The 13,745-nt window shown below is 36.1% G+C and carries 12 protein-coding genes and 1 riboswitch; of the genes, 3 read left to right on the forward strand and 9 right to left on the reverse strand.

Annotation, left to right across the window (positions count from 1 at the left end; all coding sequences use genetic code 11):
* Positions 1-3 precede the first annotated feature (3 nt).
* The 7 genes from CHSO_RS07960 to CHSO_RS07990 form a co-directional block, all read right to left on the reverse strand.
* A complete protein-coding gene (locus CHSO_RS07960) occupies positions 4-2,286 on the reverse strand; it encodes a cation:proton antiporter (protein WP_045494590.1) in 2,283 nt (760 codons plus the stop codon).
* A 432-nt stretch (positions 2,287-2,718) separates the two neighbouring features.
* Complete coding sequence (locus tag CHSO_RS07965) at positions 2,719-3,429, reverse strand: LytR/AlgR family response regulator transcription factor (RefSeq protein ID WP_045494601.1); 711 nt, start codon at positions 3,427-3,429, stop codon at positions 2,719-2,721.
* A complete protein-coding gene (locus CHSO_RS07970; protein ID WP_084220948.1) occupies positions 3,404-4,177 on the reverse strand; it encodes a histidine kinase in 774 nt (257 codons plus the stop codon). The genes CHSO_RS07965 and CHSO_RS07970 overlap by 26 nt, the downstream gene beginning before the upstream one ends.
* Before the next feature lie 17 nt (positions 4,178-4,194).
* Complete coding sequence (locus CHSO_RS07975; RefSeq protein ID WP_045494604.1) at positions 4,195-4,566, reverse strand: DUF4258 domain-containing protein; 372 nt, start codon at positions 4,564-4,566, stop codon at positions 4,195-4,197.
* Positions 4,567-5,757: an alanine dehydrogenase gene (locus CHSO_RS07980; protein ID WP_045494607.1), complete on the reverse strand. Its 1,191-nt coding sequence runs from the start codon at positions 5,755-5,757 to the stop codon at positions 4,567-4,569.
* Positions 5,758-5,825: 68 nt separating this feature from the next.
* Entirely contained in the window at positions 5,826-6,233 is a 408-nt protein-coding gene (tsaE, locus tag CHSO_RS07985; protein WP_045494611.1) for a tRNA (adenosine(37)-N6)-threonylcarbamoyltransferase complex ATPase subunit type 1 TsaE, read from the reverse strand.
* Between the two features lies 1 nt (position 6,234).
* Positions 6,235-6,804 carry a hypothetical protein gene (locus CHSO_RS07990; protein ID WP_045494616.1) on the reverse strand — a complete coding sequence of 190 codons (570 nt, stop codon included), beginning with the start codon at positions 6,802-6,804 and terminating at the stop codon, positions 6,235-6,237.
* 112 nt (positions 6,805-6,916) lie between these two features.
* On the opposite strand from CHSO_RS07990, the gene dnaG reads away from it, so the two are divergent.
* Complete coding sequence (gene dnaG, locus CHSO_RS07995) at positions 6,917-8,905, forward strand: DNA primase (protein ID WP_045494618.1); 1,989 nt, start codon at positions 6,917-6,919, stop codon at positions 8,903-8,905.
* 111 nt (positions 8,906-9,016) lie between these two features.
* On the forward strand, positions 9,017-9,700 hold the full coding sequence (gene clpP, locus CHSO_RS08000) for an ATP-dependent Clp endopeptidase proteolytic subunit ClpP (protein WP_045494620.1): 684 nt from the start codon (positions 9,017-9,019) through the stop codon (positions 9,698-9,700).
* A 195-nt stretch (positions 9,701-9,895) separates the two neighbouring features.
* Here the strand turns inward: clpP and CHSO_RS08005 are convergent, their stop codons facing one another.
* The gene (locus CHSO_RS08005) at positions 9,896-11,011 is read right to left on the reverse strand and encodes a T9SS type A sorting domain-containing protein (RefSeq protein ID WP_045494624.1); all 1,116 of its coding nucleotides are present in this window, start codon (positions 11,009-11,011) and stop codon (positions 9,896-9,898) included.
* A gap of 65 nt (positions 11,012-11,076) precedes the next feature.
* Positions 11,077-11,271: riboswitch (cobalamin riboswitch) on the reverse strand.
* Positions 11,272-11,507: 236 nt separating this feature from the next.
* On the opposite strand from CHSO_RS08005, the gene CHSO_RS08010 reads away from it, so the two are divergent.
* Positions 11,508-12,776: an esterase-like activity of phytase family protein gene (locus CHSO_RS08010; protein ID WP_045494627.1), complete on the forward strand. Its 1,269-nt coding sequence runs from the start codon at positions 11,508-11,510 to the stop codon at positions 12,774-12,776.
* Between the two features lie 197 nt (positions 12,777-12,973).
* Here CHSO_RS08010 and tpiA read toward each other — a convergent pair whose 3' ends face one another.
* Complete coding sequence (tpiA, locus tag CHSO_RS08015) at positions 12,974-13,732, reverse strand: triose-phosphate isomerase (protein WP_045494630.1); 759 nt, start codon at positions 13,730-13,732, stop codon at positions 12,974-12,976.
* Positions 13,733-13,745: the final 13 nt, after the last annotated feature.

A 13,745-nucleotide genomic window follows, 5' to 3' on the forward strand; every position in this document is an offset into this window, starting at 1 on the left:
GTGTTACGGATTTGATATAATTAATGTTGAAGGAATATCAGAGAGCCAAAGACTCTTCGTATCGATCAGGTTTTTCCAGCTTTTGCTGCTGATGAGCATCAGATCCTGAGAATTCAGGAATTCTTTTTCAATTTTTTTCTCATTATACAAAGTGATATGATTAGGAGCCACCTGTTCAATGCTTCGGATCAGTTCTTTCACTTCGATATTGTTACGGATTTGTCCTGCAGCATCAAGAATGATGATCTGAGAATTGTTATTGTTAATCAGTCTTTTGGCATACTCAAGAAGGTAAAAGTCACTCAGATTGAAGATCGGAACAAATACCTTATCTGCAGCAGTGAAGTCTTTCTCCACCAATACACCTACAGGAATGTTGGCTTTATCCAGAATCTGTAGTGTAAAGTCGTCAAAAGGAGAGTTATTGAAGATATTACCCTTGCCTTTTACTGTATTCAAAAGCTTTTCAGGGTTAATAATCTTAGTGGTAAAACCTAGTAGCCTTCCTAGTAAACTTCCCTCATACATAGACTTTCCAAGCATAATAAGCAGAAGGTCATAATGGCCTTTATTGGTAATGCTGGTCAGGTCATTTTCTATATCGGTAGAGGCCTTAAAAAGGGTAGTGACTTCCAGATTCAGCTCATGTGATTTTTCAATGACATTCTGAAACTGAGACTCTTCATATTCATCCATATCATAAGCGTGCAGTTCGTTAACAGGAGCAATATTCATAGCCGTAATGCTTTTATTGCCATTCATTTTATGGGTGAAATCATGAGCCAGTTTTAATAAGGTACTTCCGGATTCAGGTTTGTCAAAGGATAGCAGGACTCTGTACTTTGAATCGTTGGCAGCGTCCATAGACTCATTTTCATCTTTTTTTGATTTAAAAATAAAATTAATGAAGTCTAGAGCCGGACCTGTCATAAAAGTGGTAAATAGGGCCATAATAACAAGCATTGCAAAGATTTCAGGGCCTAATACACCGAGATCATATCCAATGTTCAGAACAATAAGCTCCATTAAACCTCTGGTATTCATCAGAGCACCTATGGTTAAGCTTTCTTTCCAGTTTATTCCGACAAATTTAGCGGTGAGGGCACTTCCTGCAAATTTTCCAATAACAGCCGTTAAAATAATAAATCCGGCGGTCATCCAAAGATGACTGTCATTCAGTAACCCGATTTGCGTACGAAGTCCTGTGAAAACAAAGAACAATGGAAGAAGAAGCACCAATGCCACATCCTCTACTTTATCAATAAATAACGTACGGAACTTGGTGTTTTCCGGCATAATCGCTCCTGCCATAAATGCTCCGAATAAAGCGTGAATTCCAATAACTTCAGTCACATAGGATGATAAGATCAAAGTCAGGAAGAAAATAGCTACCATCGGCTTACTGATGGTATTTTTACCAGCCTGAAGATCTCCAATTCTTTTGAGGAACGGTCTTACGATTTTAATCATCAGAAGAACATAGGCAATAGCCATGATAATAACATAAATGGAGCTTGTAAAAGAACCCGCCTTTACAATGGCAATCACAGCCGCAAGAATACACCATGCTGTAATATCATCTGCTGCGGCGCAGGTAATAACAATAGTTCCAAGCTTGGTTTTTTGTAAGTTTCTTTCCTGAACAATCCTTGCCAATACCGGGAAGGCCGTAATACTCATGGAAATGGCAATAAATAAAGCAAAAGAGGTAAACTGTATGCCCCCAGGTGCAAATTCCTGATAGATAAAATAAGATAAACCAATTCCTAGTGCAAAAGGGATAATGATACTGGCATGGCTGATGACTACTGCATCATGGGCTTTTTTTCTTAAAACACTAAGGTCCAGTTCCATTCCCACAATATACATGAATAGAATTAATCCTATCTGACTCAAAAACTGTAAGTTACCTAATGATTCTTTTGGAAAAAGGAATGCTGAAAATTCAGGAAAATACATTCCCAAAAGCGATGGTCCCAAAACAATTCCTGCAATCATTTCTCCGATTACAGAAGGTTGTTTGATCTTCATACAGACCCATCCGAAAAGCCTTGCCGTAAGGATAATGGTAACAATCTGTGCTAATAATAGCGCTAATGGATGATGAAGATTTGTTTTAAATGATTCCTGAAAGTTATCCCAGGTAGATCCGGTGCTTGTTTTAGTGACAATATTCTCCTTAATCTCCAGCGTTTGTCCTTCAATAATGAAGAAGTACATCAGACAGGAAAAGATTGCTATGGTAGTGATGTAGAAAATTAAATTTCTGTATTTCCCCCAATTCATGATTCCTAATATTTTGATGCAAAGTTGGTGAGAATAAATGTAGATTAAAATAGTTTGTTTTTTAAATGTAATGAATACGGTAAAAAATGTAATAAAAATCTTAGTGTTGAAATGTAACCTGAAAATTGTTGTCCTAAGCCGAGATAGGAAACTGGAGCGTTAAAAAAATGAAGTCTGTGAACGTTAAGAAAACTCTATTGTCTGAGTGCGGGGCAAATGTTGATCGTATGGGTTTAGAGTTTTTAGAGAACAGATTTCATTTTTAGCGAGGGTTTCAAGTCTTGAATTTGTTTCAGGACAAAAGGACATATATAAGTTATAACATAGTAGTATACATCGCCTGGGTCATTCTGAATGAAGCATCACACAATGAAGAATTTCAATAGAGAAATAATTCTCGCGGATCACACCGATTTTGCAGATTTGTCTATGCTATTTTGTAAACAACTCCATTAATGAATTCTTGTAAGCATCACCAATCTGAAGCTTAAGAAAGTGATCATCTTCTGAAGAAATAGTAGTGATAATTTCGTTGGCGCCCAATACTTTGATGGAAGATAACGCAATGATCTCTTTTTTATTAACCTGTGCGAAATCCTTAGCAGGAAGCATTTCCAGGAGGTTTTTAAAGTTAAGGTTTTTTAAGACGATGGTGGTTCCGTCATTCAGAATAATATCCTTATCGCGGCTATCGATTTCTGATGTTTTGATGTAAGCAATTTGTTCCGTTAAAATAACGGTTTTACCAATGTTGCTGTTCCATTCGATAAAGGTCTTCTTCTGAATCGTATTGATTTGTTCTTTAGCCTTTTCAAAAGCTTGTATCAGACGTTCTTTTTTAATGGGTTTTCTTACATAATCAACCACGTTCAGGTCGAATGCCTCTGCTGCATATTCTTTGTAAGCGGTGGTGAAAATGATTTTTTTGGAACCTGAAATGATTTCGGCAACCTGAAGCCCTGTCATACCCGGCATTTCAATATCTAAAATACATAGGTTACAGTCTAGGGAATCAATTTCGTTCAGGAAGATTTTAGGATCATTAAATGCTTTTATTACTTCTACGTCCTCAATCTGTTCGCATAGAAGTTTCAAATAGCTGATGGCTAATAATTCATCATCCAGAATAACGCATTTTATCATAAAACTCTCCTAAATTGATTTTTAATTCTGCCGTGAAGATGCCGTTTTTTGAACTTTTTTCCAGATGATAATGGGTATTGTAAATCATTTTTAATCTTTGATCTAAAGACTGGCTTCCAAAACCACTTTTTTCCTTTTCCAGACTATTCTTTAAGGAAGCTTTATTGCTTACTTTCATGGTGAATACTCTGTTTTCCAATTCCATAAAAATGGAGATAAAGGAATCCTGAGCTAAAAAATCGGTGTGTTTGAAAGCATTTTCAATAAGATCAACGGAAATAAGAGGAGCAAAAACCTTTTCTTCATATATAGAATCCGTTTTATTGATCTTAAATTTAATTCTGAAATCGAAGAGAGGATTCACTTTAATTTTATTGATTTCAATAAGGCTTAAAGCGAAGTTTAATTCCTCTTTTGGGCTTACATATTTATTGTTGCTTTCGTATAAAATATAATCCAGAACATTTGCCAGTTTATCCAGAGACATATAGGTCTGGTAAGCATGAGACTGAACAGAATTAAGGATGTTTTTAAACAGATGCGGATTCAGCTTGGTTCCGATATGTTCCAAACGAACTTCATTCAGCCTTTGCTCAATAATTTTATTAGATTCTGACAGCTTTGTATTTCTCTGAGTCAGCTTTTGATTTTTACTGAAGAGATAGATTGTTGCGGCCAGAAAAAGGAAAATGGCAAAAACTCCGATGAATATCAGATAATCATGAATCATGTAGTAATTGCCTTCCATAAAGTAAATTATTGAAACTATTTAAGCTTCTTAAGACTGTTTACAGTCAATGTTTCTTCACACTTTTCGAAAGTGATTTCGTAAGACGGATTTTTTTCAGGATAGGTGATAAGATACTCCGGACATGGTTTCTTTTGAGCATGGCTTTTGTCAAAATCCACTTTTCCATTGGTAATGATGCTGTCTTTTACAAACTTTTCATCAATCTTGTAAGTGCTCATTGCCGTTTTAGCCTCTTCAGAATATTTGAATTCTTTAGAAAGAGATTCGGCGATCACTCGGCTGTTAGGTAAATAACCGCTGCAGCTTGCACCTTTTTTGTTTAATATAAAAAATACGAGAATTAGCCCCGGAACGAAGCCTATTGCATAAAATTTAAGCTTTTTCATTTAGAAAATTAAAAGATTGATATCGTGGTACGTAAGTCCGAAACGGTCACAGATGATCTTTTTGGTATGTCTTCCCTTGTACATATATAAGCTCTGCTTCATTTCATTTTTTCGGATCAGCATGTTTTCAAAGCCGCCCTCTTCGTCATAATTTAAGATATAGGAAAGGAAGAAATTAGAGATAGCCTTTGTAGTGGTTCTCGGCATTCTTGAAGTAAGATTAGGAAGTCCGCAGTGGATAACACCGTGTTTGATGATGTAGGGGTCTTCCATGGTAGTCAGCTCAGACGTTTCAATCACCTTACCATTGTCTATCGTAATATCGATAATAACACTGCCTTTTTTCATGTTCATGACCATATCTTCAGTCACAATAGGCGTCATATTTAATCTTGGAAGTGCTCCAATTACTACATCAGCACGTCTTAAACTTTTGCTGAGTTCTTTAGGATCGATGATGGAAGTCGGTACACGGCTGTCTACCATCGTGTGAAGTCTTCTTAATTTAGATAATGAGTTGTCGAAAACCTTTACACTCGCACCTAAACCAATAGCTGCCTTTGTAGCAAATTCACCTACAATTCCGGCTCCCAGAATAACTACCTCGGCAGGTCTTACCCCTGTAATTCCTCCAAGCATTAAACCATTGGAAAGTGCCAATAATTCCGAAGCATATAAAATAGAAACGGTTCCTGCAATTTCACCGATTAGTCTTACCAGTGCAAGCTGCTTGTATTCATCTACGATAAATTCAAAGGCAATGGCATTTATTTTTTTCTCTGCAAGTTTAAGGAAATACTCCTTGTCTCTAAGGTTGATCTGAAGTGCTGAAACCATATAAGTATTAGGCTTCATATAATCGATTTCATCCAGGGTAGGAGGGTTGATTTTCAGAATCAGATCCTGCCCGAAGGCTTCATTTGGATCAGTGGTAATTTTTGCCCCAGATTCAGAATATTGCAAATCTGTAAAAAATGAACCTTGTCCGGCCCCTGATTCTATGATAATTTCATGGCCGTGCTCTACCAATACCTGTACAGCATCCGGAGTAATGCAGGTTCTCCTTTCGTTAAGACAGGTTTCCTTAGGAATTCCAATACTGAACTGTTTTCCCTTCTTTATAACCTCCAATTTTTCCTCTTTCGGCATCAATTCTTCTTCTGTGAAAGGAGTAAAAATATTTGTACTCATCCTTAAATTAAATTATGTCTTACAGATTGTTATTTTACACTCAATTAATAAGCAAAGATACATAATATTTACTCGAATGAAACTTCTCTGTTTTCACCGGTATTCACAATACTCATTGTGTGATAGTTGAGCCCGTAGAGCTCTTCTTCATATACTTCCGGCCACTCAATGATGCATAAAAAAGAGTTGTCGAGGTATTCTTCGATTCCAATATCATATACTTCTTCAATGTTTTTTAAGCGGTAAAGATCAAAATGGAATACTTTTCCTTTTGAAGTCGTATATTCATTAACAATAGAATAGGTAGGAGAACTTACTTCATCATTACTTCCCAGATTTTTAAGCAAAAACTGAGAGAAAGTAGTCTTTCCTGCACCCAGATTTCCCTTCAGTAAAAGGATATTATGTTTTAATTCAGGAAGAATGCTGTCTACAACTTCCTGCCAGTCTTCGATTTGTTTTATTTTAAATTGCATTTTACCAATTATAATTTAATATGTTATTTTCTTCTTCCTTTGTCAATAAGCCCCTTTTTGTATAATGCTCTATTTGATTAATTATTTGTAGCATTTCCTTAGGCTGTTGTATTTGGAAGAAACAAGATTTTTTTTGGTTATTTAAAAGAGTAATAATTAATTCATTTCTACATCCTTGTGAAAAAGCACCATCAAACTGATTGTATCTAATCAATTTTTTCTTATAATCACATATTGAAATTTGAATTCTTTTAATATCCTCTGTAGATAAAATTTCATTGTTTATGGTAATTTTATCTATTTCAAAAATAAGTTTACCTTCAATTTTACCTTTTAGCTCTTCCGGAAACCAAATATTAATCATATATACTAGAAAGCCAAGTATCATTGGAGTAAAGATACTCCATCCTAGCCATTGCGGAATCTGTTTTTCAGGAATTTTTAAAACGTACAATACAAAAAAAATGGAAACCAAAGAAAAGATCATTAATACCCAAATAATCCTTGATCTTGTCCAAACAAAATTTGTAGAAGGATTATAAATGTTGAATATTTTATGATCGTTAGCCATTGAAATTATAAAATTAAAATATAAACTTCAAAAATAAGGTTTTGACAGAAAACTATGTTCATTTTGAAAATTTAAGTTTAACATTGAAAAACTAATTTCTTAATTTTACACCATGATTTCCAAACAGACCATTGATAAAATATTCTCCACTATCCGCGTTGAAGAGATTGTGGGTGAATATGTGCAGTTGAAAAGGGCAGGGTCTAACTTTAAAGGACTCAGTCCTTTTCATGAAGAAAAGTCTCCAAGTTTTGTTGTTTCACCAAGTAAGCAGATCTGGAAAGATTTCTCTACCGGAAAAGGAGGAACGGCGATCTCTTTCCTGATGGAAATTGAAAACTTTACTTATCCCGAGGCTCTTCGCCATGCAGCCAAGAAGTACGGAATTGAAATTGAAGAAGATCTGCGTGAAATTTCTGAGGAAGCCAAACATGCCCAAACAGAAAAAGATCTGTTGTATAAAATTCATGAAGTTGCCAATACTTATTTCCAGGAAATCCTTTGGGATAACAAAGAGGGAAGAAGTATAGGATTATCTTACTTTAAAGAAAGAGAGCTTAAAGATGATATTATTAATAAGTTCCAGCTTGGATATTCTCCTGAACAAAAGAATGCATTTACAGCATATGCTTTAGAAAAAGGATACACTAAAGAAATTCTTGAAAAATCCGGACTTTCTATTTTCCCTGAAAATACGCCGGCGGGAGTTGACAGATTCCGTGAAAGGGTAATTTTCCCGATCCATAGCTTTTCCGGAAGAGTTTTAGGTTTTGGAGCAAGGATTCTTAAGAATAATGTCAAAACGGCAAAATATCTCAACTCGCCGGAAACAGAAATCTATCATAAATCTAATGTCCTTTATGGATTAAACCAAAGTAAACAGGCTATTTCAAGAAAGAACGGCTGCCTTTTGGTGGAAGGATATATGGATGTGATTTCCCTTCACATGTCCGGAATTGAAAACGTTGTAGCGAGTTCCGGAACGTCTTTGACTACAGAGCAAATCAAGCTGATTAAGAGACTTACGGAAAATGTAACGATTCTTTTCGATGGTGATAATGCCGGTATTAAAGCCAGTTTCCGAAGTATTGATATGCTGCTGACAGAAGGAATGAACATTCGTGTCCTGCTGTTCCCCGATGGTGATGACCCGGATTCTTTTGCCAGAAAACATCCGCAGGAATATGTAGAAAAATACATCGAAAATGAAGCAATGGATTTCATTGACTTTAAAGCGGAAATTCTGTTGAGAGATGTAGGAAATGATCCTATTAAAAAAGCGGAGGCCATCCGTGATATTGTAAAATCGGTTTCCTTTGTACAGAATGCGCTGAAAAGAGAGGTCTATCTGAAAGAGGTTTCCAATAAATTCGGACTTTCTGAGCAGAGTCTTTTCAATGAGCTGGATGTTCAGAAACAAATTACGCAGAATCAGACGCATCATGTTCAGCAGCAACAGAAAGAAAAGGCAGCAGCTCCAAAATTAGAGATTGTTCCTCCGGATAAAGAAAAAGAAGACCCTTTCCTGTTTGAAGTATTGTTTATGGAGAACAAGCTTATTGAACATATGTTGGCGTTTGGAGATATTGTCCTGAAAAGGAGAAATGAAAATAATGAAGAATATCAGATCACAGTCATTGAGGAAATTCTGCATCATTTTGAAGAAGAGCAGTATGCATTTTTAGTCAAAGGAAATGAGATCATTATCAATCAAGTGAAAGAGGGAATTCAGAAAGATGAATTGAGAAGTGGAAACTTTTTTGTATCTTTTATGGACGAAGAAATTACCACAAAGGTTGTTGACGCACTGATTCCTTTGGATGATCTTGAAAACTGGGCTTCCAGAAATATTTATCCGCCTAATTACGGTGATAAGGTTGCAGATCAGATTCAAGGTGATGTTTTGTTGCATAAATATAGGTATATTGATTATCTGATCACAGAAACAGCTAGAGAGTTGGATCAATACAGCAGTACTGATGAAGTAAAATATTATGAGCTGATTAAAAAAATCACCTTATTGAAACAGGCTTCTATCAGATTAAGTAATATCATTGAGTATTCTCCGATCAAGGGAATTTATATAGATAGGAAAAGATAGTTTAAAGACAAAAGGATTTCGGATTCTGTGACAAAAAGTCCTATAAAATTTTAGGAATAAATATTGTAATTTAAACGTTGAAAATATTTTAAAATAATACATAATATAAATATGGACATTAAAAAAGAATTCAGAGATTTCTCTGTAAAACATTTAGGAAACAACGGTTTGGTTACCGATCAGTATATGGGAATGTATGGCCCAACGAACTTAACTCCGTACATCATGGAAGAAAGAAGATTAAACGTTGCTCAGATGGACGTTTTCTCCCGTTTAATGATGGACAGAATTATCTTTTTGGGAACAGGAATCGATGATCAGGTAGCAAACATCGTTACAGCTCAGCTTTTATTCTTAGAAAGTGCAGATCCGTCTAAAGATATTCAAATCTATATCAACTCTCCTGGTGGAAGTGTATACGCAGGATTAGGTATTTATGACACCATGCAGATCATTAAACCGGATGTAGCTACAATCTGTACTGGTATGGCTGCTTCAATGGGAGCTGTATTATTAGTTGCAGGAGAAAAAGGAAAGCGTTCTGCGCTTAAACATTCAAGAGTAATGATTCACCAGCCTTCTGGAGGTGCTCAGGGAGTAGCTTCTGATATGGAGATCAACTTAAGAGAGATGTTGAAATTGAAGCAGGAACTTTATGACATTATCGCTCACCATTCAGGACAGACTTACGAGTGGGTAGAGAAATCTTCCGACAGAGATTACTGGATGACTTCTGAAGAAGCTAAAAGCTTCGGAATGGTAGATGAGGTTCTTCAGAGAGCAGAGAAAAAATAATTGATTTGTATAATCATACTGAGAAACGCATCCAATTGGGATGCGTTTTTTGTTTTAGCCACGAATGCCGAATTTTATTTAGAAGATTCATGCCGAAATAAATATAATGAAGAATATCACAATTGAAGACGCGATATTCCCCTCCTCTGGACGAGTGTCAAAAATTCAAAGAATTTTTTGACTGGGTGGTTATTTCTACTTCTTCACAACCTTATGAACAGTAGCCCCATTCTTCGTCTTAATCTCTACCCAATACACCCCAGTATTTAAAGGTTTAACATTAATCTTAGCTGTCTGGGAAGTCAGTACTTTTTGTCCTAAAGATGAGTAAATATTAATTTCTTTGATATTTTCAGATGTTTTAACCTGAATAAAATCACTCGTTGGATTAGGATAAATATTGAATGATGCTTTCTTATTTATTGAGGCAACAGACAATGTAGCATTACTTGCTTCAGTAGGTGTGAAAGGTCTTCTGTCTCCAAAGCTTAATCCAAACCATGTATTGTTACTCAATTGGACTTGGCTCAGATCAGCCTTGTTCTGCCAGCTGGAAAGATCTTTTCCGGTGTATAATTTCCAGCTTTCTGTTCCGGAGTTGTTTCCAGTAAAGGTATTTAATGACAAATTGGAAATCTGATTATTGCTGGAAATAAAATTGAAATAAGGAGCCTGAGCTTGGATAAGCTCTAGGGCCTGCACTGCTGTCAGAGTACCATTGTACTGAATTCCAAAAACAAAAGAGTTGGCATTGCCATTAGAATTATGGGTTCCAAAATCAAGAACAACAAGACTTTTATTGGTTCCTGTTCCAATCCAATGGGTAATTTGAGATGAGGTATACCATTGAGAGCTGTAGGCTGGCACTGGAGTTGATGGTGGAATATCAATGAAGTCAAGACCATAAGTAATACCAAACCATAGCCCGTCTGTTAAAGCCGTATATCCTACACCATTATTTTGATTGGACATATTTCCGGAATTTGACCCGGTCCAGGTAATCCAGTAATCATCTGTACTTGGAGTATGGTGATTGTACTTGAAACTGTACAGAAATCCTGAAGGAATGTCAGCCTCTATTTTAGGTTCTGCAGCCGCAATAGCGTTAATCATGTCTTCGGCCATTAAATTATCACCATCAAAACGATAGCCCCAAACATAAGATGTAGGCGTATTGTTGTCATTGAAATCGGCAATGAAATAAGCCTTTTTAGAACCGGTTCCTACCCAAAACTTGATGTCGTTTTCTGTGAATTGGGCAAAGAAAAACTGCGTACAAAGCAGTAAGAAAAAAAAATAGATTTTTCTCATGATATAATTAAATTAAAGTTTTATTCCCGAAACTTATGTATTAACAGAATTATCTTTAATTCTGAAATCTAAATTGTGTTCAAGGCAGGTCTCCTGGCTCGCATCCTATAGCCAACCTTCCCGGATGTTGATCCAGTGGTACATTTTAATAGCTATAGGTAAAAACAGCTTACAGTTGCGGGTACAGCTCAAGATTTGAATGATATTCTCACTTGATTCCCTATTGTGAACAGTGTTCAACCTTAAAAACGGTGCAAATATATCATATAAATTTTGATATCTGTTTTGTGAATTATAGATCTGTTTCCAGTGTTTTTAATGATGGATTTTATTGATTGATAATGAATTGGTGTTTTGTTTTTGATTTTTCCGGGTAATTAAGGTGTTTTGTTGTTTATATTGAATTCATCTCAAGGTTCTATTGTTAAAATAGAATTATTATTGCATTCAAGATCAGTTTACAATCAATTTATACTTTCGCGCCATAAAAGTTAATATGAAAAAGTTATTATTATCTGCTTTGGTGATGTCTACACTATGGTCATGCAGCAAAGACGATGACAACAATATAAATAATCAGGATATTAATTACTCTAAACTTCCTCAGGAGTTTCCTTTTACAACACTGGCAACAGTGAACGGAGTAGATGTAATTAATGGTGGATTCGGCTCCGGAGCGGCAGCTCATCCTACAAGAAAAGGAGAATTTTATGTTATTACAGACCGTGGCCCAAATACTGATTTTAAAAGCGGAAAGAAATTTTTAACACCTAATTTTACTCCAACCATTATGCATTTTAAAATTAATGCTGAAGGAAAAGTGGAAGTTATTAAATATATTAAGCTTAAAAATCCATCCGGACAGCCTATTACAGGGCTTCCAAACCCAGCAGGAATGGGAAGTACAGGCGAAATAGCCTATGATGCAGCAGGAAATGAGCTGGGTACGGATAAATATGGGTTAGACAGTGAAAGTATTGTAGCAGCACCAGATGGTACATTCTGGGTTTCTGATGAATATGGTCCACACATCGTTCACTACAATGCCGATGGAGTAGAGATGGAAAGAATAAGCCCAATGGGTGTGAACACAGGAACAAGAAAATTACCAGCTGTTTTAGCGAAAAGAAGAGCCAACAGAGGAATGGAAGGACTTTGTATGACTCCAGATGGAAAAACATTGGTAGGAACAATGCAGTCAATGATGTTTGTTCCATCAAAAGCTTTGGCAACCAATGCAACTTTAACGAGAATTGTAACTTTTGATATTAATACCGGACAAACGAAACAATATCTGTATAAACAAGATGGTGGCGCTTCTGATTCAGTTTGTGACATTACAGCATTAGGGAGTAATGAATTCCTTGTGATTGAAAGAGACGGTAATTTCGGAACGCAGGGTGGAATTAAAAAAGTATACAGAATCAACCTAAGCGAAGCAACAGACGTAAATGGAACCGACCTTGCAGCCGTAGATGGAATGAAAATAAACGGCAAAGCTCTGGAACAGTGTACCTGGGACGAGCTTACCACAGCAGGAATTAAACCTGTTTCTAAAAAATTAGCCGTAGATCTGGTTGCAAAGCTGGGCTATGAACATGATAAGTTTGAGGGAATTGTTTATTTAGGAAATAATAAACTGGCTGTTTTTAATGATGATGATTTTGGAGTGGTAGATGACGGAGCCGGAAATGCTAAAGCTAAAATCCTTCCTAAAACAGGGAAGGTTGACAAAGGAACTATGTATATAGTCGATATTCAATAATTAGATTTTTTTAACGGAAAACGGCGGGATTTATTCCGCCGTTTTTTATTGTATCTAGATTGAATAATTCAATAGAAACGGGCTTCAGCCCGTTTAAAAGATAAAAATAAATTTCCATTGGCTTTAGCCAAAACGTATAATAAAAGCCCTTGAAGATTACTCCAAGGGCTCTATTTTCTATATATTGTTCTTATCAATTAATTGAAACCCTCAATAATCTTAGAGAAATCCTCTAATTTCAAAGCGGCACCTCCAATCAGACCACCGTCAATATCCGGCTGAGAGAAAATTTCTTTCGCATTATCCGGCTTCACAGAACCTCCGTAAAGGATAGAAACCTCATCAGCTACTTCCTGACCGTACTTAGCAGCAATGATGCTTCTGATGTGTGCATGAATTTCCTGAGCCTGCTCAGGGGTTGCTGTTTCTCCCGTTCCAATAGCCCAAACCGGTTCGTAAGCAATTACTACTTTTTTAATCTCTTCAGCAGAAAGTGTGAAAAGAGCTACTTCAGTTTGATTTTTAACCACTTCAAAGTGCTGTCCTGCTTTTCTCTGCTCAAGAGTTTCTCCGTTGCAATAGACAGGAATAAGACCTTTTTCAAGAGCCAATTTGATTTTTCTGTTACAGTGAGAATCTGTTTCACCATGGTATTGTCTTCTTTCAGAGTGCCCGATTAATGAACCTGTTGCATCGATGGATTCTAACATATCAGCGGAGATTTCTCCTGTGTATGCACCGCTTTCGTGTTCGCTCATATCCTGAGAGAATACTCCGATTTCATCCTTTTCAAAGATGTCTTTAGCCATCATTAAATATAAAGATGGTGGAGCGATCCAAACTTCACAGTTGGTTGCATTATTGTTTTTATAGCTTAGTAACTGAATCATCAATTGTTGTGCATCAATTACATTTTTGTTCATTTTCCAGTTGCCTGCAACTATTTTTCTTCTCATAAGATTTATATTG

Source organism: Chryseobacterium sp. StRB126 (assembly GCF_000829375.1).
Classification (GTDB): domain Bacteria; phylum Bacteroidota; class Bacteroidia; order Flavobacteriales; family Weeksellaceae; genus Chryseobacterium.